Annotated in this window: 25 protein-coding genes and 1 tRNA gene; 10 read left to right on the top strand and 16 right to left on the bottom strand. The window is 64.2% G+C overall.

The genetic code is table 11. The features are described 5' to 3' along the window. Nucleotides 1-94: 94 nt before the first annotated feature. On the bottom strand, nt 95-1,006 hold the full coding sequence (locus tag AC5P8U_RS04940; RefSeq protein ID WP_447897216.1) for a S41 family peptidase: 912 nt from the start codon (nt 1,004-1,006) through the stop codon (nt 95-97). Between the two features lie 50 nt (nt 1,007-1,056). Here AC5P8U_RS04940 and AC5P8U_RS04935 point away from each other — a divergent pair, with 50 nt between their 5' ends. Then, complete coding sequence (locus AC5P8U_RS04935) at nt 1,057-1,521, top strand: MarR family winged helix-turn-helix transcriptional regulator (RefSeq protein ID WP_072167236.1); 465 nt, start codon at nt 1,057-1,059, stop codon at nt 1,519-1,521. A 4-nt stretch (nt 1,522-1,525) separates the two neighbouring features. Here AC5P8U_RS04935 and AC5P8U_RS04930 read toward each other — a convergent pair whose 3' ends face one another. Next, a complete protein-coding gene (locus AC5P8U_RS04930; RefSeq protein WP_255299123.1) occupies nt 1,526-1,660 on the bottom strand; it encodes a hypothetical protein in 135 nt (44 codons plus the stop codon). A gap of 181 nt (nt 1,661-1,841) precedes the next feature. Between AC5P8U_RS04930 and AC5P8U_RS04925 the strand changes: the two genes are divergently transcribed. Beyond that, nucleotides 1,842-2,144 (top strand): KGG domain-containing protein, encoded by a 303-nt coding sequence (locus AC5P8U_RS04925; RefSeq protein WP_088496115.1) that lies wholly within the window; start codon nt 1,842-1,844, stop codon nt 2,142-2,144. A 125-nt stretch (nt 2,145-2,269) separates the two neighbouring features. Here AC5P8U_RS04925 and AC5P8U_RS04920 read toward each other — a convergent pair whose 3' ends face one another. Together AC5P8U_RS04920 and AC5P8U_RS04915 are read right to left on the bottom strand one after the other, a co-directional pair. After that, nucleotides 2,270-2,620, bottom strand: a complete 351-nt coding sequence (locus AC5P8U_RS04920; protein ID WP_072167239.1) for a VOC family protein — start codon at nt 2,618-2,620, stop codon at nt 2,270-2,272. 396 nt (nt 2,621-3,016) lie between these two features. Next, nucleotides 3,017-3,535 (bottom strand): SLOG cluster 4 domain-containing protein, encoded by a 519-nt coding sequence (locus AC5P8U_RS04915; protein WP_072167241.1) that lies wholly within the window; start codon nt 3,533-3,535, stop codon nt 3,017-3,019. Nucleotides 3,536-3,709: 174 nt separating this feature from the next. Between AC5P8U_RS04915 and AC5P8U_RS04910 the strand changes: the two genes are divergently transcribed. Next, a complete protein-coding gene (locus AC5P8U_RS04910; RefSeq protein WP_447897215.1) occupies nt 3,710-7,060 on the top strand; it encodes an autotransporter domain-containing protein in 3,351 nt (1,116 codons plus the stop codon). 69 nt (nt 7,061-7,129) lie between these two features. On the opposite strand, the gene cml is transcribed toward AC5P8U_RS04910, so the two are convergent. Beyond that, entirely contained in the window at nt 7,130-8,317 is a 1,188-nt protein-coding gene (gene cml, locus AC5P8U_RS04905; RefSeq protein WP_072167243.1) for a CmlA/FloR family chloramphenicol efflux MFS transporter, read from the bottom strand. A gap of 253 nt (nt 8,318-8,570) precedes the next feature. Further along, a complete protein-coding gene (locus AC5P8U_RS04900) occupies nt 8,571-9,023 on the bottom strand; it encodes a PA2169 family four-helix-bundle protein (protein WP_088496113.1) in 453 nt (150 codons plus the stop codon). A 467-nt stretch (nt 9,024-9,490) separates the two neighbouring features. On the opposite strand from AC5P8U_RS04900, the gene AC5P8U_RS04895 reads away from it, so the two are divergent. Next, nucleotides 9,491-10,132 carry a glutathione S-transferase family protein gene (locus AC5P8U_RS04895; protein WP_151354724.1) on the top strand — a complete coding sequence of 214 codons (642 nt, stop codon included), beginning with the start codon at nt 9,491-9,493 and terminating at the stop codon, nt 10,130-10,132. 23 nt (nt 10,133-10,155) lie between these two features. Here the strand turns inward: AC5P8U_RS04895 and AC5P8U_RS04890 are convergent, their stop codons facing one another. Continuing rightward, a complete protein-coding gene (locus AC5P8U_RS04890; protein WP_447897214.1) occupies nt 10,156-10,563 on the bottom strand; it encodes a hypothetical protein in 408 nt (135 codons plus the stop codon). 49 nt (nt 10,564-10,612) lie between these two features. After that, nucleotides 10,613-11,032, bottom strand: a complete 420-nt coding sequence (locus tag AC5P8U_RS04885) for an H-NS histone family protein (RefSeq protein ID WP_111008293.1) — start codon at nt 11,030-11,032, stop codon at nt 10,613-10,615. Nucleotides 11,033-11,150: 118 nt separating this feature from the next. Between AC5P8U_RS04885 and AC5P8U_RS04880 the strand changes: the two genes are divergently transcribed. Beyond that, entirely contained in the window at nt 11,151-11,543 is a 393-nt protein-coding gene (locus AC5P8U_RS04880) for a DoxX family protein (RefSeq protein WP_019660763.1), read from the top strand. An 18-nt stretch (nt 11,544-11,561) separates the two neighbouring features. On the opposite strand, the gene AC5P8U_RS04875 is transcribed toward AC5P8U_RS04880, so the two are convergent. Both AC5P8U_RS04875 and AC5P8U_RS04870 read right to left on the bottom strand, forming a co-directional pair. After that, nucleotides 11,562-13,337 (bottom strand): serine hydrolase domain-containing protein, encoded by a 1,776-nt coding sequence (locus AC5P8U_RS04875; protein ID WP_245885064.1) that lies wholly within the window; start codon nt 13,335-13,337, stop codon nt 11,562-11,564. A 61-nt stretch (nt 13,338-13,398) separates the two neighbouring features. Further along, a complete protein-coding gene (locus AC5P8U_RS04870) occupies nt 13,399-14,040 on the bottom strand; it encodes a hypothetical protein (protein ID WP_447897212.1) in 642 nt (213 codons plus the stop codon). Nucleotides 14,041-14,884: 844 nt separating this feature from the next. Between AC5P8U_RS04870 and AC5P8U_RS04865 the strand changes: the two genes are divergently transcribed. The 3 genes from AC5P8U_RS04865 to AC5P8U_RS04855 all read left to right on the top strand — a co-directional run bounded on the left by AC5P8U_RS04865 (nt 14,885) and on the right by AC5P8U_RS04855 (nt 18,818). Then, nucleotides 14,885-15,748, top strand: a complete 864-nt coding sequence (locus AC5P8U_RS04865) for an SEL1-like repeat protein (RefSeq protein WP_227836840.1) — start codon at nt 14,885-14,887, stop codon at nt 15,746-15,748. A gap of 1,501 nt (nt 15,749-17,249) precedes the next feature. Continuing rightward, complete coding sequence (locus AC5P8U_RS04860; protein ID WP_065196868.1) at nt 17,250-17,654, top strand: hypothetical protein; 405 nt, start codon at nt 17,250-17,252, stop codon at nt 17,652-17,654. Between the two features lie 27 nt (nt 17,655-17,681). Further along, entirely contained in the window at nt 17,682-18,818 is a 1,137-nt protein-coding gene (locus AC5P8U_RS04855) for an XVIPCD domain-containing protein (protein WP_088496107.1), read from the top strand. Nucleotides 18,819-18,906: 88 nt separating this feature from the next. On the opposite strand, the gene AC5P8U_RS04850 is transcribed toward AC5P8U_RS04855, so the two are convergent. The 6 genes from AC5P8U_RS04850 to dtd form a co-directional block, all read right to left on the bottom strand. Next, the gene (locus AC5P8U_RS04850; RefSeq protein WP_088496106.1) at nt 18,907-19,917 is read right to left on the bottom strand and encodes a phage portal protein; all 1,011 of its coding nucleotides are present in this window, start codon (nt 19,915-19,917) and stop codon (nt 18,907-18,909) included. Further along, nucleotides 19,917-20,738, bottom strand: a complete 822-nt coding sequence (locus AC5P8U_RS04845) for a phage terminase large subunit family protein (protein ID WP_245885063.1) — start codon at nt 20,736-20,738, stop codon at nt 19,917-19,919. Before AC5P8U_RS04845 ends, AC5P8U_RS04850 begins: the two co-directional genes overlap by 1 nt. Nucleotides 20,739-20,926: 188 nt before the next feature. Continuing rightward, nucleotides 20,927-21,002, bottom strand: a tRNA-Ile gene (locus AC5P8U_RS04840). A 40-nt stretch (nt 21,003-21,042) separates the two neighbouring features. Then, complete coding sequence (locus AC5P8U_RS04835) at nt 21,043-21,354, bottom strand: hypothetical protein (protein ID WP_088496105.1); 312 nt, start codon at nt 21,352-21,354, stop codon at nt 21,043-21,045. A gap of 265 nt (nt 21,355-21,619) precedes the next feature. Then, the gene (rpoD, locus tag AC5P8U_RS04830; RefSeq protein ID WP_088496104.1) at nt 21,620-23,473 is read right to left on the bottom strand and encodes an RNA polymerase sigma factor RpoD; all 1,854 of its coding nucleotides are present in this window, start codon (nt 23,471-23,473) and stop codon (nt 21,620-21,622) included. Nucleotides 23,474-23,563: 90 nt separating this feature from the next. Next, a complete protein-coding gene (gene dtd / locus AC5P8U_RS04825; protein ID WP_005419588.1) occupies nt 23,564-24,004 on the bottom strand; it encodes a D-aminoacyl-tRNA deacylase in 441 nt (146 codons plus the stop codon). Between the two features lie 61 nt (nt 24,005-24,065). On the opposite strand from dtd, the gene AC5P8U_RS04820 reads away from it, so the two are divergent. Further along, complete coding sequence (locus AC5P8U_RS04820) at nt 24,066-24,986, top strand: lauroyl acyltransferase (RefSeq protein ID WP_005419590.1); 921 nt, start codon at nt 24,066-24,068, stop codon at nt 24,984-24,986. A gap of 87 nt (nt 24,987-25,073) precedes the next feature. Next, nucleotides 25,074-26,210, top strand: a complete 1,137-nt coding sequence (ribA, locus tag AC5P8U_RS04815) for a GTP cyclohydrolase II RibA (protein ID WP_088496103.1) — start codon at nt 25,074-25,076, stop codon at nt 26,208-26,210. Nucleotides 26,211-26,262 lie beyond the last annotated feature (52 nt).

Raw genomic sequence — 26,262 nt, 5'->3', positions numbered from 1 at the left:
TCCATTCACTCGAAGCGCCCGGGAACTACCGGGATGCTTCGATTCTAGGCATGCAATCGCGCATCCGCGATAGGACAGCCATGCAATCGTGCGTTCATCTTGACGACTTCGCAGGCGCCAGCAGTTGCCGCGCGATGAACAGCGGATCGTCGCCGCCGGCCACATCAGGCCTCACGCCAGTACGTTCCCAGTTTCCACCGGTGCGCAGATTGATGGGTTGCCGGTCGGGAATACTGACCTGATAGCCATCGGGCAGCAGCACAGGATCACCAAACATATGCGCGGCACCGCCACTGCGCGTACCGACAATCCGCGCACGGCCCAGTGCCTGCAGCGAATAGGCGACAAACTCGGCCGCCGAACCGGTGCGGCGGTCGATCAGCACCACCAGCGGTTTCAGGTACGCAGGCAGGCTGGCAGGCGGCAGCGGGACCGGCGTGCGCCGGCCGCGCTGGTCCAGCTGCTGCACCGCGTCGATCTTCGCGTCCAGCAGCGTGCGTACCAGCAGGTCGGCACTTGCATCGTCGCCGCCCCCGTTCTGGCGCAGATCCAGCACCAGGCCATCGGTGTCGGCCAGCAGGGCAAGGGCCGCAGCGAACTTCGGGCGCGCCAGATCCAGCGGATAGAAGGTACTCAGGCGCAGGTAGCCAATGTTGCCCTCCATCACCCGCACCTCGCGCACGCCGGCACCATTGCCGCGGGCATCGGCGCGCCAGGCCATCAACCAATCGTCCTGGCCGGCCGCTGCGTCCACGCGTTCAACATGGAAGTGGCCATCGAACATGTCCAGATCCTGGTTCAGGCGTGCGCTGAACGCAACCGGATCCGAACAGCTGTCCGCATAGCGCTGCTGCACCGACCAGGTGCGCAGGGCATCGGCGATACGGGCGCCCTCCGCCTCGTCAAGGTACTGCGCCTGCACGGCGGTGGCCGCCGCGCGCAGCACTCCGTCCTGCGCCGGGCAGGCCCCTGCCAGCAACGCAACGAGCATCCAGGACACGGCCATCAACCACCTCCGCGTTGAAGATATATAAGCGCTTATATATCATCCCGGTCATGGATCTCCAACACGCCACGCTCGGCACGTTGCTGCGCGCCCTGCTCGACCAGCTGGACCCGGCGGTCGAGCAGGCCTACCGGGACCTGCAACTGGACTACCGGCCCCGCTACACACCGGTGCTGCGCACGCTGATGGCGCAGGGCCCCTGCCGGATCAAGGACCTGGCATCGGCCTGCGGGCTCAGCCATTCGGCGCTCAGCCAGACCGTGGCGGCGATGGTGCGCGATGGCTGGCTGCACGCGTCCAGCGGCGACGATGGTCGTGAACGCATCCTGCAGTTGAGCCCCCGCGCACAGCGCGCGATGCCTGCGCTGCAGGCGCAATGGCAGGCCACTGCCGTAGCGGCGCGCAGCCTCGATGCCGATCTGGGCCAGCCGCTGGAGCAGGTACTGCGCGACGCCCTTGCAGCGCTCGCACAGCGGCCCTTCGCGCAGCGCCTGCAGGACGCCCGCCGGCGCTGAAGCCTTACTGCTCTGCGGCCATTTCGATTTCGCTGGGGAAGGTCCAGCCGCCGTTGCCCAGGCGCAGCTCCATCGTGCGGCACTGCGCGGCCAAAGGGGCTGTATTGCCGAGCACGTACTCCTCTTCGGTCGAGCCCATCACGCCGGCCTGGGTGAAGGGTGTAGTTCGTCCTAGCCACTCAGGGCGATGCGCGCAGCGGCGTACCTGCGCCGTGAAAAGCAGTACGGTGCGGCGTGAAGGCAGCCGCACCGGTGCGGACACTCCGTTAGCCGGGCACCGGCAAGGATGAGCTTCCCTTCCATGCAACGGGAGCCTTCCCATGGCCGACCAGGACCACGGCACTTCCCATCGTGGCTTCGCCTCGATGGACCAGGACAAGCAGCGCGCGATCGCCGCAAAGGGAGGACGCGCCGCGCATGCGTCCGGCAATGCACACGAGTTCAGCCCGGCCGAGGCACGCGTGGCCGGCCGCAAGGGCGGCGAGGCGATCAGCCGCAACCGACAGCACATGGCAGCGATCGGCCGCGAAGGCGGGCACGCTCGCCACGCCAATGCACGGCAGCAGCGGCAAGCGGCCGAAGCGACGCCAACGAGGGACGGTTCACAACGCCAGCAGGGCTGACCGCGGCGCGTTCAGGCGCGCCTGGGCTGCCGGAGCAGCCCGGATGCCGCGAGCAGGGCCAGCACGCCGGTAGACGGTCATCGTCCCGCGCGCACCGTCAGGCGTGGCGAGGCACCATCCACCGCTCAGGCGTGGGCGAGGATGTTCAACAGCCGACCGAACGGATCGCGGACGAAGAAGCGCCGCACGCCCCAGGGTTCGTCGGCCGGGCCATATTCCAGCGCGATGCCGGCCGCGCGCATGCGCTGCAGCACGTCCTGCAGATTGTCCACTTCGATCGACAGGTCCGGCACCGGCGTGCCCGAGCCCCCTTCGCTGGCGAAGCTGACCTGCGCTTGCGCACTGCCCTGCCCGCCGTGGGTGACGATCCAACCATGGTCCATCACCACCGGCATGCCGAGCAGCTCGCCATAGAACGCAGCGGCACGTGAGGGATCGGGCGTGGCGATGTTGGCAACGACACGCTTGACGGCCATGTTCCACTCCACCAGGAAGAATGTGTCGAGACTGCCCGACCTTGCGCATGAACAGAAGAGCCCCGTCACGGACGGGGCCCGTCTTCAGCCGAGCATGGCTGGGCTTACACCGCGCCGCAGCGCTCCATGACACATCGATCGTATTCGTACTGGCATTCCATGGCATCACCACCACCGGACACACATGCCTGGTAAGCCTTCCAGCAGGGTAGATCGCAGGGCTGGACCGGTCCGGCCAGGGCCACCGAGCCGCTGCAGGCCAACGCGAACACAACACCGGCGATCACTTTCCCGAAAGTACGCATCGACATCGCTCCTTGATAAGCCCGGTGATCCCAGGCCGGGCCACCTTAGCGCTGCACACGGGACGCTGGGTGAAGGCCGATGCCGCTCGACTCAGCGGTGCAGCAACCCCAGCACACGCAGCTGCCCGGCCAGCTCATCAATGTTGCGCCACGGCAGGATCGGCGAATTGCCGCGCTCGTCCGGCGGGTTGTCCGGCAGCGCATCGGACCAGCCACCGGCCCCGACAAGCGGCAGCAGCGGCCGCTTGTGCAGCCAGGCCAGGCAAACCTCCGAGATCGTACCGGCGCGCCCGCCGATCACGATGCAGGCATCACCGGCCAGGGCCATGATCAGGTTGCGCGCATCGCCCATGCCACAGGGCACCACCACCGTGGCGGGCCAATCGGCTGCCGGCATGCCGCTTTCCGGGATCACGCTGAGCACTTGGCCACCGGCGGCTACCGCCTGCTCGGCAGCTACCCGCGTAGCGGCACTGCCACAGCCGCTGACCAGCGTGATGCCCTGCACGGCCAGGAAACGCCCTGCTTCAGCTGCGCGCTCGAACGCGTCGCTGCCAGGATCGGAACTACCCAATATCGCCAACTGTGGTTTACGCAATGCGTTACGCATGGACGGCTCCAAGGCCTCGGAAAGAAAGGTCGCGGTGCCCGGCCCGGCGGAACCACGTCATGCACCGATCACAAATCATTAACGCGTTCATAAAATTCCTTTCACATTGCTGGGGGATATCGCCACGCCTTGACGTTAACGGCCTTGATGTCCGTCAACCAAGGAAGTTGTCCGATGAATCACCCGCTGTACGGCCGTTCGTCCCGCTCCCTGTCGCACCGCCCGCTGGCGCTTGCCGTCGCCAGCTCGCTGCTGCTGGCCACCGCACTGCCAGCCATGGCCAGCGAATCACTCGAGGCCTGGCAGCGGCAGCGCCAGCTGCAGGCCGCGTGGGCGCAGCCCGCTGCCAGCACGGCACCCGCAGCGACAACCGCTGCGCCTGCCGCCAGCAGCACCGCCGTTCTTGGCAACCCGGGCGATCCCGCCAGCTGGCGCAGCGATGAATTCAACGCCGATTGGGGCCTGGCTGCGATGGGCGCGGATTACGCCTATGCACGCGGCCTGACCGGCAAGGGCGTACGCCTGGCGCTTTTCGATTCGGGCTCCGCGCTGGCGCATCCGGAGTTTGCAGGACGCAATACCTCCAGCATCACTATCGGTGCCCACTGCGCGACGCCGGGTGTGGTCGCGGGGACCGGTGCCTGCGGGCAGACCCGCGGCGAACAGCCCGGCTACAACTACTACGGCCTCGGTGCCGGCGTTCCGGCCGCACTCGCGGCACGCCTCATCGCGGCCGGCCAGCCCTATGGCTTCAGCTACGCCGACCACGGAACGCATGTACTTGGCACCATCGGCGCCAACCGCAATGGCACCGGCATGCATGGCGTGGCCTTTGGTGCGGATCTCACCGCCGCCCGCGTGTTCGGCGACACCTACTATGAGTGGCGCCTGGATCCGGACAACTACTATCGCCCGCGCGCGGTCTACCGCACCGATCCGGATGACGCCGCCACGCTGGACATGTATGCACAGATCCAGGCGCAGGGCGTGCGTGCCATCAACCACAGCTGGGGCATCTCCACGCGCAACATGACCGCCGCCGCGCTGGACCAGCAGTACGCCAACATCGGTGCCGACTACGGCGTGTACGGCAGCATCTACGCCAGCAATGGCGATACCCCGGGCTCCACCCTCATCCAGGTCTGGTCGGCTGGCAACGGCAGCGGCGCCGTCGCCGGCATCACGGCCGCCATGCCGCGCTGGAAGCCCGAACTGGAACCGTACTGGCTGGCCGTGGCCAACGTCCGCCGGCCCAACGCCGCTGCGGGCGAAACGGACTACGTGATCGATGGAAGTTCCAGCATCTGTGGCGTTGCCGCCAACTGGTGCATCTCGGCACCCGGCACCGACATCGTCAGCACCATCGTTTCCGGGGATATCCAGGGCCGCATCGAAAACACCTCCGCCTACGTGCGGCTGATCATCGACAGCGAGAACACCCAGTATGTCTATGGCACCAAGACGGGCACATCGATGGCGGCGCCGCACATCACCGGCGCGCTCGGCCTGCTGATGGAGCGCTTCCCCTATCTGGACAACGCCCAGGTCCGCGACGTGCTGCTGACCACCGCACGCGACCTGGGTGCAGCGGGCATCGATCCGATCTACGGCTGGGGCATGGTGGATCTGAAGAAGGCCATCGAAGGCTATGGCTCGCTGCGCGTGGACACCAACGTGGTGATGAACCAGAAAGCCGGCGGCCTGAAAGTCTGGGAAGGCGATGCCTGGGACAACTGGACCAACGACATCGGTGGCCCTGGCAAGCTGACCAAATCCGGTATCGGCTGGCTGCGCCTGAGCGGCAACAACAGCTTCAACGGCGCGGTACTGCAGGACGGTACGCTGGAATTGAACGGCGCCAACACGCTTGCATCGGCGGTCGAAGTACAGGGCGGCCAGTTGCTGCTCAACGGCAGCCTGGTCTCCACCGCACTGACCACTACCGGTGGCGTGAGCACGGTCAGCGCCAGCGGCGTGCTGAACAACAGCAACCTGGTGATCAACGGCGGCGTGGTGTCCTTCAACGGCACGCAGACCGGCGGCACCACCACGGTCGGCGCCAATGGCCTGCTGAAGGGCGTCGGCACGCTCGGCAATACCCGCGTGGACGGCCTCATCGCGCCGGGCAACTCGATCGGCACGCTGACCATCAACGGCAACTACGTGCAGGGCGCCACCGGCGTCTATGCCGCCGAGCTGGCCCCGGGTGGCCGCAGTGACCAGTTGCACGTGACCGGCACCGCCACCCTTGGCGGCACGCTGGTCGCGCTGCCGGAGCCGGGTGTGTACTACCTCGGCGAGCAGTTCAACTTCCTGCGTGCCGACGGAGGCATCAACGGCCAGTTCGCCAAAACCGACTTCAGCGCGTTCTCCCCATTCCTGCAGTTCAGCCTGGCCTACGGCACCAACGGCACGCGCATCGACGTCGCCCGTGGCGCTTCACTGACCACCGCCGCGCACACGCCCAACCAGCGTGCCGTGGCGGCCGCCGCCGACCTGCTGCCGATCGCCCAGGGCCTGCCCAAACCACTGACCCAGCTGTTCCCGCAGCAGGTTGGAGGCGTGCTCGATGGCCTCAGCGGCGAGCTGCATCCGGCCACGGCCATCGCCCTGGTCGAGGGCAGCCGCTACGTGCGCGATGCCGCGTTGTCACGCCGTGCCGGCGCCGCCGCACCCGGTAGCGACGTGGGTGACGCGACGGGTGCATGGGTGCAGGCCATCGGTGGCAACAGCAAGCTGGACGGTGACGTCAACACTGCCCGCACCGAAGCCAACAGCAACGGCCTGCTGGTCGGCATCGACCGCGAGTTCTCCGGCTGGCAGGTCGGCGTGCTGGCCGGTACGGGCCGCACCGACGTGAAGCAGCAGGAGCGTCGCGCCAAGTCGAAGATCGACAACACGCACTTCGGTGCCTACGCCAGCCACAACTGGGGCGGTTTCGGCCTGCGCGGTGGTGTGGCGTGGAGCAAGCACGAGGTGAAGAGCACGCGTGATGTCGCCTTCGCAGGCTTCAGCGACAGCCTGAGCGCGCGCTACGACGCCCGCACCCGCCAAGCCTTCATCGAAGCCGGCTACCGCTTCGGTGGGCCGGAAGCCGGGCTGGAGCCCTACCTGCAGGTCGCACGTGTCGAAGTGGACCTCAAGCGCGTCAACGAACGCGGTGGAGCAGCGGCACTGCAGGGCAAGGTGGACGATATCGGAACCACGATTGCCACTGCCGGTCTGCGCTTCGACAAGGGACTGAAGGCTTCGTTCCAGCAGGAGAGCTGGCTGCACCTGCGTGGTGGCGTCGGCTATCGCCGCGCTTCCGGTGATCGCAGCCAGGTCGCCAACCTGGCCTTCGCCAACGGAAGCGCGACGTTCGCGGTCAACGGCGCACCGATCGCCGACAACGCGGTGGTGGCCGAACTGGGCCTGTCGGCCTGGCTGACCGAGCGCCAGCAGCTGGAACTGGGCTACAACGGCCAGTACGGCAGTGAAAGCCGCGACCACAGTGCGAATGTGCGCTGGTCGGTGCGCTTCTAGTTCCCGTCACGTGTTCTCATGAAGGATTGGGCGGCCTGATGGCCGCCCTTTTTTTATCACCGGCCGAGGCTAGCGGCAGCCGCGCAACATCGCCGCGGCGACCAGGCTGGCCACTGGCAGCAACAGCCCATAGGCCACCAGCGGCCATACCGTATCGCCCGGCAGCAGCACCGTAGCCAGTGTTCCGAAGCAGGCCACGATCAGGCTCTGCATCGCGTAGTAGAGCGCCACCGCCATACCCGACGCATCGGCAAACTCACTCAACGCGCCGTTGGCAGCCACCGAAACCACCATCACCAGCCCCGCCGCGATGCCCCACATGGGCAGCACGACGCTGGCGAATGACAGTGGCAACTCCGCAGCGAGCGCCATCAACAACACACCCCCCACCATCACGCACAGGCCACGCACGAATGTGCCAGGCACCGCCCAGCGCGCGATGAACGTCTTCGCCATGCGCGACGTGAGGATCATCATCAGTGCCACCGTCGCGAACGCCAGGCTGAAGGTGATCTGGGAGTACTGCATGCGCTCGACCAGCACGCGCGGTGCGATCGAGAAGAACACGAAGAACGCGCCCATCGCGGCACTGAATCCCAGCGTGTAGACCCAGAAGGCACCACTGCGAAGAATTCTCTGCAGTGCCGGTCCAGCGTCTCTGCGCCCTGCGGGTCGGGTTTCCTGCCACAGGCGTTGCGCGCGCAGGACGGCGACCAGGCCAAGCACACCCAGCAGCACGAAGATCGCACGCCAGCCTGCTGCCGCAGCCACCAGTGCACCCAGCATCGGCCCCAGCGCCGGTACGAAGGCCAGCATCGAAGCGAACAGTCCATACAAGGACGCCCCCTGCGGTGTATCCGCGTATACGTCGCGGACCGTGGCAAATGTCGCTACCAGCGCTGCCGACGCGCCAATCGCCTGCACTGTGCGCCAGGCCAGGAAGAACCCGCTATTGCTGGACAGCGCCAGCGCGAACGAGGCAACGGTGAACAGCAGCGCCCCCAGCAACAGCACGGGGCGGCGCCCGATCCGGTCCGACAACGGGCCGAACAACAGTTGGCCGACGCCGAGCACCAGCAGGTAGATGCTCAGCGTCAATTGCACCCGCGCAGGCGATGTTCCCAACGCGCCGGGCATCAAGGGCACTACAGGCAGATAGATATCCATGGCCAGCGAGGCCAGGAGGTCGAACGGCGCCATCAGCGCAATGGCCGATGGCAGAGTATGGGCCCAACGCGGGGCCTGTCGATTGAACATGGGGAGTCTCCGCCCAGAGTGAGTCCGGCGGTGATCCATCCACTTCGCATGTATCGCAGGGATGTTCACCGCAACAACGTCTGCGTCGTTGTTGCGGCTCAGCGAACTGTCTGCGGACCGTTCCCGTTGTTCATGGTGCTCATTGTTGGCAGTGCGGAACCGGCAAGAGTGTAGCAGCGACCGATTCAGGGTGGCCGGGGCAGCGGTGCCGCCCCGGCCGCGGCGCCCCTGGGGAGTGGGACGCCGCTGATCGTCAGGCCGCCTTCATCGCATGCTTGCGCGCGCGCATCACGTTGTGGCACTCCTGCACTTCCGGCAACAGCTGGGTGACTTCCTGGCGTACCGCCGGCGGCAGCTCGTTGTCCTTCAGCACGTCCTTGAACGCGGCCAGCAGGCGGTCCTCCGATTCTTCCAGCTCGGCCACATAGCCGTAGTTGGTATCACCGAAGGCTGCACGCACCTTGCCGTAGAACTGCTGCATCGAGCCGACCACGGTGCCGTGCTCAGCCGGCTTGCCGCCGCTGGCGGCCACCGAGCCACTCAATGCGGCCACGATGCGACCCTTGACACCGGCAATGCGGGTGAACAGGGCCGACAGCTCGGCATCCTTCACCTTGGTCGCGGCCTCTTCATAGAACGACTTGCCGTCACGGGCGATCTCGATCAGGTCGTTGAGACGATGTTCGATGGTGGACTGGGTGCTCATGGCGTTGCTCCTGTATCGTCGTTTCGGGGGAGAAAAGCAGCCTCGACTGCGCTGCCTGTGGATCCACTCTGGACACGCTCGTGTGGTTCGCAGGTGAGCAACGATTGATACGTACATCACTTCACCCAACCCGCACTGACTTTTTCACGCGGCGGTGGCGCGTGGATCACATCGAGCGATCCTGGGCAGGGTCACCAAGGAACAAAGAGGATGATCAGCACGATCACCAAGACCGCAACGAGTGCTCCCATCAGCACGTTTCTCTGGCGCCAACTGGGCTTCGGTTTTCCGGGGGTATTCATGCCTGTTACCTGTCTCTGCGGATGACCCCGGCAGACTGATGTATCCAGGACAGTGCGTGCGTGCAGAACACGTGCAGGCAACGTGCAGGGCACCGCCCGCATGTCGATTCACGGCGCACTCGCTCGTCAGATCATCAAAGCCCTCCTTGACCGCGGACCGCTCCCATGCCTCCCATCCTCACCGCCTTCGCCACCTCCCCCGACCGCGGCCAGGGCCTGGCCCGTGACATGCGCGTGCGCTGGGCACTGGAGGAACTGGCCGTAGCCTATGACGTACAACTGCTCACCTTCACCGAAATGAAGCAGCCCGCGCACCTGGCACGGAATCCGTTCGGGCAGATTCCCACCTGGCAGGAGGGCGACCGGACCCTGTTCGAATCCGGCGCCATCGTCCTGCACCTGGCCGAACAGCACCCCGGCCTGCTGCCGCGCGATCCGGACGCCCGCATGCGCGCGATCATGTGGGTGTTCGCTGCGCTGAACACGGTGGAACCCCCCATCGTTGAGCGCTCCATGGCCTGGGTGCTGGAGCGCGAGCAGCCGTGGTACGCACAGCGGCTGCCGATGCTGGATGAGCGGGTTCGGGCGCGACTGGCGCAACTGTCGACATGGCTGGCCAAGGCGCCGTGGCTGGACGGCGATTTCAGCGTGGGCGACCTGATGATGGTCTCGGTGCTGCTGCGCCTGAAGAGCAGCGGGCTGCTCGACGAGTATCCGACGGTGGCCGCCTATGTGGCCCGCGCGACGCAGCGGCCCGCCTACCAGCGCGCCTTCGCCGCGCAGCTGGCGGTATTCCAGAACGGGTAGTTCCACGCCATGCGTGGAAACACTCAGCGCAAGCTGCGCCGGCAGGCGGCCTGCACCAGCATCAGCTGCGCCATCAGGATCAGCATTGCGCAGCCCGACAACAGCCAAGGGTCGATGTACCACTGCTCATTGAAACTGAAGTCGCCTGCGGAAATGCGTTTCCAACCGTTGAAGTGCTGCATCGCTGCGACCACGAACGCGAAGCCACCCGCTGTGTACGACAACCAGGGCACGATGAGGCTCCCCGGGCGCGCGAACAGCGTCAGCAGGCCGAGCACGCCGATGACCGTGCGCTGCACGCGGCAGTACGGGCAGACATAGGCCATCCCGCTCCATTCCACCGCCCAGGCCAGCAGGCTGACCAACATGCCCGCCACTGCGGCGGCGTGCAGGGCTTTCGGCGTGATCGTCATGCCACTCTCGTGTGCCATCCCGTGCTCCTTGGTTGAAAGACCCGGGCAGGGTAGCAGTGCTGCAGCGTCATCCCTTCTTGATGACGGTCCGCTTGCCGATGGTGCTGGTCCTGCCAGCGGTCGGCCTGGCCAAGCCAGGAATCAGGAAATCGGTGACCTTGTGGCCCATCGACACCTTGGACGCCAACCAGCGCGGCATGCGCCCGCGACCGGTCCAGGTCAGGCGCTTGTATTCCGGGTCGCGATACTTGGGCGCGACTTTGCCGGATTTACGGCGGACGGCTTTTCGGGCGGGCGCAGGTGTTTCCGAGGCTTGGCCGCCAAAGAGTTCTTCAAGGGTGTAGCCGGCTTCGGCGGCGGCGGCCTTCAGCATCCGCCGCACCGCACTGGCCGGACGGCGGCTGGAAATCAGCTGTTTCCGCCGTTCAGCGGCAACCACCAGGGCACCCAGCTCGCGAAGGCTGAGCGATTCAATATCGATCGTCATGCGGGAAAGGTCTACTGCAGCGCGGCAGCTGTCAAGGCGCCCTGCCCGGCGCGTAGACACGGGCTTCACCGCCGGTGGGCTCCGATCGCCTGCGTCGGCCATCTCCGAGGACCTCGACGTGAGCACTTCATCGCATTCGCTCGCCTACCTGCTTGCACGCATCCTGCTGATGGCCCTGTTCCTGGTCTCCGGGCTGGGCAAGCTCGGCGATCTCAGCGGTACCCAGGGCTACATGGAGGCAATGGGAGTACCCGGCATCCTGCTCTGGCCGACCATCGCGTTCGAAATCGGCAGCGGCCTGTGCATCCTGCTCGGCTTCCAGACCCGGCTGGTGGCGGTCGTGCTCGCAGGCTTCAGCCTGGTCACCGCTTTCATCTTCCACCACAACTTCGCCGACCAGACCCAGCAGATCATGTTCCTGAAGAACCTGGGCCTCGCCGGCGGCTTCCTGCTGCTGGCGTGCACCGGGGCGGGACGTTACAGCATCGATGGGCGTGGGCGGCGCGGATGAGCGCGCGGCATGCCGCCATCACCCCTGGCCCATGGGCGCGACGCGCCGCAGGCGCAGGTTGCGCCATGTCGGCTGGGAGCCGCGAAAATCCACCGCTTCGCCATCGCTGGTGAACAACAATCCTGGCTCCACCTCAGCAACCAGGCGGATGCCATCGATGTACAGCCAGCCGTGTCGTTGCTCCAGCACAACGAACATCGATGGTTTGCCCCATTGGTCAACGCGATAGCGTCCCAGCCAGGGTTGCCAATGGGGCGCCTGCGGCCCGGTGGGCCCATCGATGGGATCGTTCTGGTCCAGGCCATCCTCGCCGTTGCTGCATTCCAGGTACGCCGGCAGCATGTCCGTCGCCGCATGGTAACGGTACGTCGCAACCTCTCCATCGGTGTCCACAGTGAAAAGTTGATCGCCGTCGATGGCCGCAAAGCGGGTACCCTCGGCGTGCGCCCCTCGATGCAGTTGCAGCTCCCCGTTTCCGGCAACCCCGATCTTCGCCTTGCCGCTGCGCCCGATCCAGCTTCCCGCCATCTGCTGCATCTGGTCCTGGGTCAACCTGATCGGCGCCAGGCTTGATAGGGGCACACGCGGCTGACGGGGCCCGAAACGCGCCGACAACAGCTGATCGAGCAGACGCTCGCCGATGCCGTACCCCGCAGACGTCGCGCGATTGAACATCGCGGCAAATCCAGCGTTTGCCTGCCTGCAGTAGGTGAACACGCACCCGAATCCGAAGCCCCCGCCGCGGTGGTGCAGCAGCCGCACCGGTGTACTGCCGTAGAGGCGTTCGCTGCGCATGACACCGAGCCCGTAGTCGCCGCCCAGGCCGAAACCATGCATCTCGTCCCAGAGACGGGGCTCAAGCAGTTGCTGCGCACCGGATCGGCCGCCACCGAGCAGGAAGCCAAGATACTTCGCCATGTCGGCGGCACTGGTCCACACGCCTCCCGACACCACCAGCGGCGTCACCGGCGGTACCTGCGTATGGCCTTCCTGGGTTCCCAGTGCCCGCACCTTGCTTGCCAGGTAGACCGACGCATCGGCCGTACTGTCGTGCATTCCCAGCGGCTCGAAGATCCGGCGCTGCAGCCAGGCCGGATAGCTGATGCCCGCAACCTGCTCAAGGACATGACCGGCAAGGTCGAAGCCCAGGTTGGAGTAGCGATAGCGCGTACCCACCGGAAAGCGCAGCCATGTCTGCGAGATGCTGCGGACGTGCGCATCAAAGCCCGGCGACGCCGGTTCGTAGTTGTTGCCCAGTGGCGCCTCGTGCGTGAATCCCGCGCGATTGGCAAGCAGCAGGCGCAGGCTGATGCGCCCCTGTGGAGCATGCTCGAAGCGGCTGCGCACCGTGAACGACGGCAGATAGCGGGTAATGGGCGCGTCCAGATCAAGGATGCCGTCCTGCACGGCCAACAGCACCGCCACCGCCGCGAAGTTCTTCGAGGTGGACTGGATGCTGAACATCGTGCTGGCGTCTACGGGCACGCTGCCCTGGCCTGATACGTGACCGAAGCCTTCAGTCCAGCGCACCTGCCCGCCTTCGACCAGGCAGACGGCAACGGCACCGATGCCGCTGCCGTCCATGGCCGAGCGGATCACGCCGCGTTCCGCGTCGATCAGGCTCGCAGTGGTGACGGTTGGCTGCGTCACCGCAGCAACGCCGGTGGGCATGAGCGTGGCCGCCGGAACGGCAGCGGCGTTGGCCAGGAAGGTGCGACGACTGAGCGTACCAGGCATCAGATCACTCCACTTCAGGATGCCGCCATCTTCCCGCCAGCAGAAATGGCAGGCCATGTGTCATTCGGCACAGAGTGCGGTGATCGATGAAGCTGCACCTTCGCCGGCTGCGCAGGCCTCAGCCCGGAGGGTCCGGCAAGCGGATTCCCTGCGCCAAAACAAAGGCGCGGGACTCGCTCCAATAGGCCTGTGGCGGTTCCCGCAGCTCGGGTCGCGCCCAGTAGTCGTTGCCATGCAACGCGCTCATCACATGGCACCAGCCGTCACGCGGATCGTGAACCTGAAATCGCCCGCGATGATGGCGCGGATGATACGCGTAGTGACCAAGCGCCTCCTGGCGCGCTTCATCCGGCGAACGACCCGCCTGATGGACCAGCGTCCATGCACGCATGTGGCGTGCATGCGCGAGCGCGCCCAGGTACTCGTCCTCATCCAGCAGTGGCACCTGCTCACCGCGGGCCAGGCACAGTGCGTCCGATTCGGCTTCGTAGTCCAGCGACGGCTGCGCCAGTTCCGGGTGCTGCTGCCAATACCTTTCGCCCTTCATGTGCAGCATCGCCCAGTGCCAGGGCTCGTCGTGGAAGATCAGCGCGTACCCGTATTCGCGGCCGGGGCTCTGGTCGGGATAGCGCTTCCGTGCCTGTTCGAGCGCCTGCGCCTCGGGCACCTGGCCATGGTGGACCAGACACCAGGCGAACAGGTGCCGGCTGTCTTCGATTTCGGTGGTGAAGTCTTCCACCGGCGTTTCGGTGTTGGGCATGGTCGATCCCTGTGTGCGGATCAGATGGTACCGACGCTGCAGGGTGCGTGGGGGGCGGGGGCAATGAGATCTGCAACAAGTCGTGCGAGGTCGCGTGGGGGCCCATCACGATTCGAATCTGGAATCGACGGAGTATGGGACCTCTACAGCGCTTCCACGCGCCTCCACAGACCTTCCGGCCGTAGTCCACGCGGCTGATTCCCAGGCCCCGCGACCATCTTCGCTCATCTTTGTGCACCTCCTTCCGCTGACAAAAGGTCGCCGAGCGGTCGCCAATGGGCGCAATGAAGGGAATGCTCGGAGAGAACGGACTGGCCACCTTGCCGATCGGCAAACGGGCCTTGGATCCAGCGTCGCATGGTGTGGGCTGCCCGGATGTGCGGAAGCTCGCCGGCGGTGGGCTCAGGTTCCGCTGCAGATACACCAAGGCCAACGGTCAACGCGATCGCGTCGCGGCCGCACCACGAGGGAGGGCGCAACCTTCGCGGTGAGATCGCAACTGCGGCGGCCGCCGTCGGGCTAGCGAGAGAACAAGCCAATTGCTACCGCGGCACGGAATGGCCATTTTGCCACTCATGCGCTCGCCTTCCGAGGAAGGGTATTTGTCGCTTTACGTCCACCGATGCGTGATTGAGAACACCCAAGAGCCAAGCGTAGCCAGCTGCAACGAATTTCTGGTTGACAGTGAATTTCACCCCGCAATATGAAACCCCGGGAATCGAGAGGCAGGGGATCAGCGCCGAAATCAGTTATCACCACGGCCCGAGGTCCAGTCCATCGCAAAGCTCCGCCACGACAAGGGAAAAAGAATCAGGTGAAGATCAGTAGAAGTCTCACATATGGAATGTTCGTCATCGGCGTAGTCGCAACCATTTCCTGGTCGACCTGCAGACCATCCGATGTCACAGGAAGCAAAGGAGATGAGGTTCCTCCCAGTGAAAAAAGCACTTCGCCAACGCATGTCGCATCTGAATCAAGCATTCATCAATCCTTGCGTTCACCACACCAATCCATCGAATCAACAGTGGCTTTGGGTGGCAAGGCATTTCTGCTCAAGATCGAAACACCTCACTACGAAGGCGACGCCTCGGAATACATTGACAGGCGCATCACGGCTGCACGGGCGGGCGATGCCCAGTCGAGCTATGAGATCCATAACCGCATTGCCAGTTGCAAGCGAGCGCTTAACTCAGGTGATGCCGATGAGTACAAGGCCTACGCATCAGTGGGCCTGGGGGAGCAGTACTCAAGGAAAATCGATCAGGAGATTGACCACTGCCAAGGGCTGATAGGGCGAACGGAACTCGGAGATGAGAATTGGCTCTCTCTAGCTGCCGCCCAAGGGTCGGTCGAAGCGAGACTGATCTTCGCCAAAGACCCGAAAGCCATCATTGGAAACTTGACCGAAGCGCTCAAGGATCCGGAACGAATAACCAATTATCGAAGGGATGCGATTGATTATCTAAATGAGTCGGTTTCACAGGGAAGCGTCGACTCGATTGAAGCCCTTGCTGACATCCATGACCGAGGGATCATTGCCGATAAATCCCCTGAAAATAGCCTTGCATACTGGCTCGCATATCAGCGCGCGCACCCCAATAGCCAATCGACGGCATCCATTGCGAGACTCTCCAAACTGTTGCAGCCCAACCAGATAGAGCGATCCAACGAGATGTCTGAGGCTATATACAGATCCTGCTGCTTGTAACCCAACAGAAGTTTCCTACTCACCCAACATGGCGCACGATGAAAGCAATTATTTCGAAGAAATGGTTGATTGCAACCTCCCTGGTTGTCGCAATTGCTGCCCTTCCCGTGGCTTATGCGATTTGGCCCTTTGATCCTGCCCCCACCGTCTTTGGCCCAGTCAGCTGTGGTACGTGTCAGTTGCAGGCTCGAATTCCAGACAATGCCACGAAGGCGTTCCTGAATAGATACAGAGATGTAACAAACCAGCAGAGAAAGGGGGGATTCGAATTCTCAATTCAGGCAGGTTCCAAAGTCATCGTCTGCAACGCGACGCACTGCGCTACCTACGAGTTGACAGACAGCAATGACTGGAATGGAACCAACCAGGAGCCCATCACGCGTCCACCCTCCAGTCGCGGCGGCGCTGGCGCCGGCAGCGGAGGAGGTAGCGGTGGCACGGGCGGAGCCAATCTGGGTGGAGGCTGCCACGGCAACTGCGGAGGCAGCGGCAGCGGAAGGGTAACGGTCAAACCGATTACTCCTATTCGCCCGAGGTAGCTTTGGAAACGCAGAACAGATCAGGCAAGCGGGATCACCACGTCCCGCAAGTAGGGGGGGGGCATAGGCAATGGGTGTGCGCGCAGTGCACTACATCACCCTACCAAATGCTCGCAATCACCACTTTTGCCACTCAAGATCCCGCTGCTCGCGCCAGCCATCTGGCTCGCGTTCTAGTTCGTAGAGATCAAAGCTCGACCGACACCCATTGATGAGGAGCGCGTTCCGCTCATCCAACTGCGGTTCGACTAGCCTAGCGAAACTCCGGTCCTCGGTCACCGATACGACCAGACGATACTTTGGCCGCACCGTCCTGGTCCAAGCAAGCATCCGCTGCAAGTGACTCCAGAACGGGGCGAGCGTTGCTACCTCATGATGATCCAAGCATGAAGGTTGGGGTGCACACGCTTCCTGCCAGAATAATTGCCCTTGTCTCGAGAAGAGCACCGCCGATACTCGCCTCTCCATTCCAGCAACATGATCTACACCAGATGCCCAGTCCACCGTCCATCACCGACATCAGCTCAGATATGAAGCGGAACTGCTCATGATCCCAAGTCGCTCGAATGCTCAACTTGCGGCAACCTTACTTCGCAGTCCTATCAACGTTTTCCTCTTGCCCCCATAGCTCGCCCCTTCCAACTAAACGAACAATCTAACACTGCGCGAAATCTCCCAGATTCGCTATCAGGTGGGGGTTCCGACCCGTGCATCACAAGACGCTGTGCTAGATTCGGGACAGTGTTCCTGGCGCGAGAGGTACCTTCATGGATGCATGGCTCAACAAATGCGCTACTTCATTAAGGCGCGGAGATCGGAGTCACCTCCGGCTTGCAGCGTATCGCTGCCTCTCAATAGCCGTTTCAGCGTTGATACTGTCAGCGTGTTCGAGCGGTGCCTCACCAACCCCATCGCATAAATCTAATCAAAGACAGTCCGTCAAATCAGGGAGTGAAATTGGTATGGAGCGATTCAAGAACGACATCGAGCGCCTGTCTAGTGTACGTTTTGATGATGTCGACGCGTTAAATGAACAGCTCCACACGCATCTGGGAGAGCCGACACGCCAGGACGTGATGGACGAACGGATCGCAGAACACGGAATGTTGGGCGACCTTGAGGTCCGGAACATCAGGCTGAGAAGTGCTGCTGACGATCCTGCACTCGCGAACCTGATCTTTGAGATCGCACCACCAAGCATTGCGCTCAAGGAAATCATCTGGGAAAACTCGACCAAACATCCACCTCGGCCTGACGCGCCTGGCTCTCGCCCTTACTGGTCTGCGCAGGTGAACGATGCAAAGGTCGTGCTCGGACTCGATTCCGATAACGTGACGCTGACCTACATATCGATCAGTCAGCGCTGATCCCTGTTATTGCGAAGGAGCCGGAGCATGGAGCGTACTGAAGAATCTGGACTGCCACAGCCGCAGGAGGGAGGCCGCCCAGGAGCCACACGGCGTCCCGCATCGCCATTGGACGACCCCTCCTTGGCGCCGCTTCTAGCAAAATCCCCAACACTTCAGGCGGGCCTCACCCAGGCGAGGCGTGAAGGTATCGTTATCCAATGGGGGGCAGCCGGTGAAGGCACTTATCTTATACCCGGCGTCAAGATCGTTATTGACGAGAATGCGATTGGGCAAGGCTCAAGGATCGCAAGTTCTCTTGCTCATGAAGTTGGGCACCATCTCTTCACCGAACCCGAAAATCGAACTTCTAAGCAAGCCTATGTGAACAGCGAGCTGCGAGGAGAAGCCGCCGCGACTCTCAGCAATGTCCAGGTCCAGCGTGAGATCGTTGCAGCTGGCGGTCCAGATATTGGCGTTTCCGGCACAGGTAATCGTCCACAACAATACGGAACCATTGCGGCGGAACTCCAGGCCGGACGGATCAACCGTAACCAAGCACTTGGGCAGATCGCTGAGGTGTTCAAGACAGAGGCGCCGTCTGTTGGTCCTCATGCGACATACGAACTCTACTATGGCGACTACTACGATCGGGAAATAGCACCCACGCAACGGCGGCGTAGGCCAGATCCAGAATTTGACGCCGAGCGCATTGCGGTTGCGGGAAGAGTCGGTTCGGACAGCGACGACTCGCCCTCACGGCAGCGAGCATCCTCCTCAGCCCCTGAACTCGGCGATGCTGACCGCTCTCTCTACATGCAGATTAGGGCAGGTGTGGAACGCCTGGACGCAGAGCATGGGAAACCCTGGGACGAGTCGAGTCAGCGCATGTCTGCAAGCTTGCTGGTACTGGCGAAGGAGCAGGGCCTTTCACGGGTTGACCATGTTGTCTTGAACAACCCGACAGAGAACCTAGCTCGAGGTGAGAGGGTCTTCATAGTCGAGGGAGCAATGGACGATCCCGCCCATCGTCGAGGCCATATGAATACGATGGATGCGCTTCGCGCACCGGAGGCGGAATCGCTCCATCGCGCTGATGCGTTGAGCCAATCACAAGCAGCGAGCCTTGAACAACAACCGGCACAGCAGGCACATACGCGAGACGGGCCATCGTTCTCGAGATAAAGCCGTCACTGTGCTATCGGCGCCATTCATTCCACCGCCTTGGCCCAAAAGTGAGCGCCCACGCTGCAGCTCGGGCGCTCTCGAATCATCATGCGGTCGCCTCCAGTTCGAAGGGTTCGAAGCGGATCACGTCCTGGCCCAGCCACTCGTTAATAGCTGCCATGCGCGTCTGCAGCGGCGCCAGTTCCATCGCCGCCCACACGCCCGCCGCGTCGCGGATCGACCCAAGCCCGCCACTGTTCTGCGGCACGATACCCAGAAGCTGCGGTGGCACCCGGAGCACCGCCGACATGTCATCGCGGGTCACACTCTTGATCCCGGTGAACTCATCTCGGACCGCCACCTCACTGACCGGGATCACCTGCAAGCCGTCCTTCTTCCCATTGGGCGAGTGCACGAACAGGTTCTTGAAATTGCCCGGCCCGCGCGACTGCCGCAGCGCGTCGCGCAACGCGTCCACGTCCAAGCCCTCGGGTTGAGGGTCGGTCATGTAGAGGATGTAGCCGGCGTGCGAACCGTTGTTGTAATACTTCCGGCGGAATAGCGTGGCCGACTCGTTCAGCAGCGCGGCCTGTACGGCTGGCATCCACTCCGGCAGGCCGTAGATCTCCTGATCAGCATCTGCCTCTCGCAGCTGGAACACCTCACCGGCGGGAAACTCATGCTCTACCCGTCCGGCACGCACCGGGAAGAACTCACCGGGCTGCACGCCACGGCGCACGTACTGCGCCAGCGGCACCGCCAGACTGTGCGCGGCTCCTGACATGGGGCGGCGACGCTCGACATACCCCATGCCGAAGGTGGTGTAGTCCAGCGCCAGCTGCGAGAACGCCTCACGGCTCAGCAGCCGGTGCTGTCGGAACGTGCGCACCAGCATGTTGCGTTTGAATGTCAGGCCGCTGTGCAGGTACGGGTTGGAGCGCGTTGTGCGCGACAGCCCTTGCAGATCCACCGGTGGCTCGAAGTAGCGGCCATTGCGCCAGCATTCGAGGTAGTCGAGGAAGCCGCGTGATTCCAGCACAGGGCTGGCCTCGCCAAAGGTGAAGGCTTCGATACTCACCGGCGGCGCGGCGATGGCGCTCTGGTCGGTGTCGGTCATCAGAAAATCTCCATGGTGCCGCGCGCAGCCCGTCCGCCTTCCAGCGGCTCGCTCTGCAGCGCGTGCGTGAGTGCCCAAGCCAAGTCAGCATGGCCGGTGGTACGCGAGCGCCCGGCGGTGTAGGTCACCTGGCGCCCGCTCGGGGTGATGGTTTTCTGGATCGCCAGCAGTGACTGCGTGAGGTCGATACAGCCGGCGTCGTATTCCAGCCGTTCGTCATTGATTACGTCATAGGCTTTCAGCACCAGCCGCGCTTTCACCTCGGGCGAATAGTTGAAGACAGTCACGCCGGGGAAGAACTGGCGCACCAGCTGAGCAACGCCGGTGCCCATGCCGGTCGCATCCACGCCGATGTAGGTCACCCAATAGCGCTTGGTGATCTGCTCGATGAACGCCGCCTGGTCTTTGAACTCCATGCCCTTGAACTGGTGGCGTTCCAGCACGCGGAACTTGCCCCCAGGCACCAGCGGCGGGGCCACAACCACGATGCCCGCGCTGTCGCCGGTCTCAGCCGGGTCGTAGCCGATCCACACGGCGCGGTCGCCGTAGGGCCGGACGGCAAACGGCTTGTGGTCGTCCGCCCATTCGACCCAGCTATCGACCTGGCAGGGCTGCAGCATCGTGAGCGGGAACACACTGGCGCTGTCGTCCACGAACTCGCACATCAGCAGGTTGGCGAACTCCTCGGCGCTGTAGTCACGGCGCAGTTCCTCGATATCGAACAGGTCACAGCCACGGTCCGCCGCGTCCAGCACGGTCACGATCTGGCGCCAGATGGCGTCCTCGCAGGGCCTGCCACCCATCAGGCGCGCATGGCTCACGTCCAACACCGAGGGCAACCGTGGCGACAAGCAGGATGCGGCCGGGCACAATCGCCCACCACTACGGGCCGCTACGATCACGACTTGCCAGTCGTGAAACCACCTCGCAAGCGTTGAGTTTTCCCGCGAATTTTCCCGCCGGCACAAAAAAGGCACTTGGGCGTAAGCCTAAGTGCCTGTTTTTTTTATGGTGGGCCCACCAGGATTCGAACCTGGAACCAAGGGATTATGAGTCCCCTGCTCTAACCGTTGAGCTATAGGCCCTGCGCAGCGCCACAGTGTAGTGGAGGCCGCCCACGATCGGCTACCCGGCAGCAGCAAGAGCCTCAGCAACGCGCCCCAACCGCTTCTCCGCCGCTTCCGCAAACCACATCTGCCGCCGCAGATGTGCCTGGAACAGCGCCACCGTCCGCCTGGCCTCTTCCAGTCCCTTCTGGTTGCCGCCGCTGAAGCCGGCAAGCAACCCAGCTTCAGGCAGCGTCAGCAGCGCATACGTCGTCCGACGTGCAAACCCCAACGGATCCTCACACTCATCCCGCATCACCTCATCCCAGTTCAGCAGCGGCGGGAAATCGATTTGCACGGGCTCAGGCATATCGTGCTCCACATCATTCATGGCGTGACTCCAGATGCATGACGAATCAGTGCCGCAGGCCGCATGTGATGTACGTGACCTGCTGCGCGCTTGCATCAGCGCCGATGAAGATCGGCCTGCCTACGCGATGTGTTGAGCATCTGCACGGTCAGCGTGCGACCGCCGCGGGACGTAATCAAATGGCAGATGCGACATCGTCAGGATCCGACCGGCATGGCCGGGAGCTACTAAAGAAAAACCCCGCACCAGGCGGGGTTTCTCTCAACGCTTCAACAGCCGCTGGCTATCAATCGATATCCAGGAAGCTGCGCAGCTGCTCCGAACGGCTCGGGTGACGCAGCTTGCGCAGGGCCTTCGCTTCGATCTGGCGGATGCGCTCGCGGGTCACGTCGAACTGCTTGCCGACCTCTTCCAGCGTGTGGTCGGTGTTCATGTCGATGCCGAAGCGCATGCGCAGCACCTTGGCTTCCCTCGGGGTGAGGCCGGCCAGCACGTCGCGAACGGTTTCGGACAAGTTGATGTTGGTGGTGTTCTCGATCGGGGACTCCACGTTGGTGTCCTCGATGAAGTCGCCCAGATGGGAATCCTCGTCGTCGCCGATCGGGGTTTCCATCGAGATCGGCTCCTTGGCGATCTTCATCACCTTGCGGATCTTGTCTTCCGGCATGTCCATTTCCTTGGCCAGCTCCTCCGGCGTAGCCTCGCGGCCATACTGCTGGAGCATCTGGCGGGAAATGCGGTTCAACTTGTTGATCGTCTCGATCATGTGCACCGGAATACGGATGGTGCGCGCCTGGTCGGCGATCGAGCGGGTGATCGCCTGGCGGATCCACCAGGTGGCGTAGGTCGAGAACTTGTAGCCGCGGCGGTACTCGAACTTGTCCACGGCCTTCATCAGGCCGATGTTGCCTTCCTGGATCAGGTCGAGGAACTGCAGGCCACGGTTGGTGTACTTCTTGGCAATCGAGATCACCAGGCGCAGGTTGGCCTCGACCATTTCCTTCTTGGCCTTGCGCGCCTTGGCTTCACCGTAGGCCATGGCACGGCTGATTTCCTTCAGCTCTTCCAGGTCCAGCTGGGTCAGCTTCTCGATGTCGATCGTCGCCTGCTGTTCGGCGATGATCTGGTCCTTCACTTCGCGCAGGGCCGACGACCACTTCTGCTTGCGCTTCAGTGCGTCTTCCACCCACTCCAGGTTGGTCTGGTTGCCTTCCCAGGAACGGATGAAGTCCTTGCGCGGCATGCGCGCGGTGACGGTGGCCAGGTTCAGCACACGGCGCTCATGCGACTTGATGTCGGCCATCGTGTCGCGCAGCTGCTTGGTCAGCACGTCGGTCAGCGGCAGCGGCAGCTTCAGGGTGACGAACACCGCCGACATCTCTTCGCGCAGGCGCGGCAGGTTCTTCTTGTCGCCCTTGGTCGCGGCCTTCTTGAAAGCGTTGAAGGCATCGCTCAGTGCCTGCATGCGCGCGGCGACTTCCTCCGGATCCGGACCGGTCGGTGCGGCTTCTTCATCGCCACCGTCGACATCGTCGTCCTCGTCCTCGTCGCCTTCGGCGTCCGCATCGGCGCTGTCATCGGCAATGACCGCCGGCGGTGCCGGCTCTTCGTCGACCAGGTCGTTGAAGCCGACGATCACTTCGGCCAGGCGCTTCTTGCCTTCCTTGTGGGCTTCGTAGTCGTTCAGCAGCGACTCGACCGAAACCGGGAACTGACCCAGGGCGGCCTGGACCTGCGAAAGGCCTTCCTCGATGCGCTTGGCGATGGCGATTTCGCCTTCGCGGGTCAGCAGCTCGACGGTGCCCATTTCGCGCATGTACATGCGCACCGGGTCGGTGGTACGGCCACCTTCGGTGTCGAGCGCGCTCAGCGCGGCGGCAGCTTCTTCAGCCGCAGTGTCATCGACTTCGCGGTTGCCGGTGTTGCCATCGTTGAGAAGCAGGGTTTCCACATCCGGCGCAACTTCATGGACATCAATGCCCATGCCGTTGATCATGCCGATGATGTCTTCGATCTGTTCCGGGTCGACCATGTCGTCCGGCAGATGGTCATTGACTTCGGCGTAGGTCAGGTAGCCCTGTTCCAGGCCCTTGCTGATCAGTTGCTTGATTTCGGATTGGGCAGGACGTTCGTTGGCCATGTAGTGCTCGCGCCACCGGCTAGGGAGAAATAGGGAACGTAGCATTATACCAGCCCGGGGCCCCGCCTGCCGGGCGGTGGTCCCGCAGGCTCAGGGCCTGAGAAGGAAGGTCACGGGACCGTCATTGACCAGGCTGACGACCATATGGGCACCAAATCGGCCCGTTTCCACCCCGGGCGCGTGATTTTCACGACAGATCTCGACAAATCGATTGAACCCGCGTTCAGCCTCGTCCGGCGGTGCGGCGGTCGTGAAACTGGGGCGCATGCCCGAACGGGTATCGGCGGCCAGGGTGAACTGGCTGACCAGCAGCAGGCCGCCGCCGGTGTCGCGCAGCGACCGGTTCATCTTCCCGGCCTCGTCGGCGAACACCCGGTAGCCCAGCAGGCGCTCGGCCATCCGTCGCAGCTGGGCCTCGGTATCGCCCGGTTCCATGCCGACCAGGGCCAGCAGGCCGGGGCCGATCTGCCCCACCACTTCCTGGTCGACGTGGACGGCGGCCTGGCTGACGCGCTGGATCAGGACGAGCATCGTGGGCTTCCAATGAACAGGGCCGGCCACGATAGCAGCGCCCTTGGCTAAACTGGCGCCGATGAATCCGCAACGCAAAGCCCGGCTGGTCTACCGCGCCACCACCCTGTTCGCCCGCCTGCCCTGGCCAGTGCTGCGGGGATTCGCGCATGCCCTGGCGTGGACGTGGGTCCGTCTCAACGCTCGCGAGAGCCGCGTCACCCGTCGCAACCTGGAACTGGCCTACCCGGAACTGGACGGTCCGGCGCGCGACCGCCTGCACCGCGAGCTGCTACGCTCCACCGCCCTGCAGGCCATCGAGACGCTGCGGCTGTGGAGCCAGAGGCCCGCCGACAACCTGCGCCTGCACCTGAAGCAGCGCCACGGCGAAGCCCTGTACGACGCGGCGCTGGCCAGCGGCAAGGGCGTGATCGTGGCCGCACCCCACTTCGGCAACTGGGAGCTGCTGAACCAGTGGCTGGCCTCGCGCGGGCACATCGCCATCGTCTACAAGCCACCGGAGGACGAGGCCAGCGACGCCTTCCTGCAGCTGGTGCGGGGCGGCCAGAACGTGCAGCAGGTGCGCGCCGAGGGCCCCGCCGTGCGCCAGCTGTTCAAGGTGCTCAAGGACGGCGGTGCCACCGGCATCCTGCCCGACCAGCAACCCAAGGCCGGCGACGGCGTGTTCGTGCCGTTCTTCGGCGTGCAGGCACTGACCATGACCCTGGTCAACCGGCTGGCCGAGCGCACCGGCGCCACCGTGCTGTATGGCTGGTGCGAGCGCATCGGGCCGGACATGGAATTCGCCCTGCACATCGAGCCGACCGACCCGGCCGTGGCCGACCCGGACCCGCAGGTGGCGGCCACAGCGCTCAACGCCGGCATCGAGCGCATCGCCCGCCGCGACCCGACGCAGTACCAGTGGACCTACAAGCGCTATACGCTGCGGCCACCGGGCAGCGGCGAGGAAGACCCGTACGCGACCGAAGAGCATCCGCACTGACGGTCGCACCACGCGGGCCCGTCCGGCCCCTGCGACCGGCGGCCGCACCACGTTGAATACGACGCCGTCGCCCCCATAGAGACTGCGATGTCCGCCTCCCCCGGTCCTGCCATGCCTGCTGCCTCTTCCCTGTTCGGCGACCCCGCCGCGATCCGCTGCGAACGCGCGGTGGCCGAACTGCGTGCCGGTCGCCCGGTACTGCTCCACGATGGCCAGGGCCAGCGCCTGGCGGTGATTGCACTGGACAGCGCCACTGCCAGCAGCTTTGCCACGTTCGCCGCTGCCGCGCGCGAGCGCCACTACCTGTTCCTGACCGCCACCCGCGCCCGCGTGCTCGGCGTGGAAGCACCGGAAGGCGCGCGCCTGCCGCTGGCCGGCATTGACTTCGATACCCTGCCCTCGCTGGGTTACCTGCGCGAGCCCGGCCCCATGCCCGACGACTGGGCGGCCGGCGACGCCTTCGATGCCGGCGCGGTGGAGCTGGCCCGCCTGGGCCTGCTGCTGCCGGCGATGGTCGCGGTGCGCCTGGACGTGGATGACCACACGTTCGACGGTGCCGCCGAGGTGGCCCTGTGCGACCTGGCCGAAGGCGCAGCACATGCGGCCCACGACTACGAACTGGTGGCGCGTTCGCCGGTACCGCTGCGCGACGTCGGCATGACCACCTTCGCGGTGTTCCGCGGCGGCGTGGCCCAGCGCGACCAGGTCGCGATCATCGTCGGCGAACCGGACCTGTCGTCGGTGGTACCGGTACGCGTGCACTCCTCGTGCCTGACCGGCGACCTGTTCGGCTCGCTCAAGTGCGACTGCGGCGACCAGCTGCGGCGCGGGCTGCGCAAGCTGAAGGAACTGGGCGGTGGCGTGCTGCTGTACCTGGACCAGGAAGGCCGCGGCACCGGCATCGCCGCCAAGATGCGCGCCTATGGCTACCAGCACGACGGCCTGGACACCATCGACGCCGATGCGCAGCTGGGCTTCGGTGCCGACGAACGCCGCTACGGCAGTGCGGTGGCGATGCTGCATGGCCTGGGCATTTCGCGCGTGGCTCTGCTCAGCAACAACCCGACCAAGGCACAGCGCCTGCGCAATGCCGGCATCGAGGTGCTGGACTGCATTCCGGTCACCGGCGAGATCACCGCCGAAAACGAACACTACCTGCGCACCAAGGCCGATCGTGCTGGCCACCTGCTGGATGTCGATGCGCTGATCCAGGCTGCCCAGTAACGCAGCCGACCTGCTACCGTCTGCGCGGTGCGGCCACCGCCGCCGCCGCTCG

The organism is Stenotrophomonas sp. YJH_SMC_81, assembly GCF_059370875.1.
The sequence above is the reverse complement of the archived record's forward strand: the minus strand, read 5'-3'. Positions and strand labels throughout refer to the sequence as shown.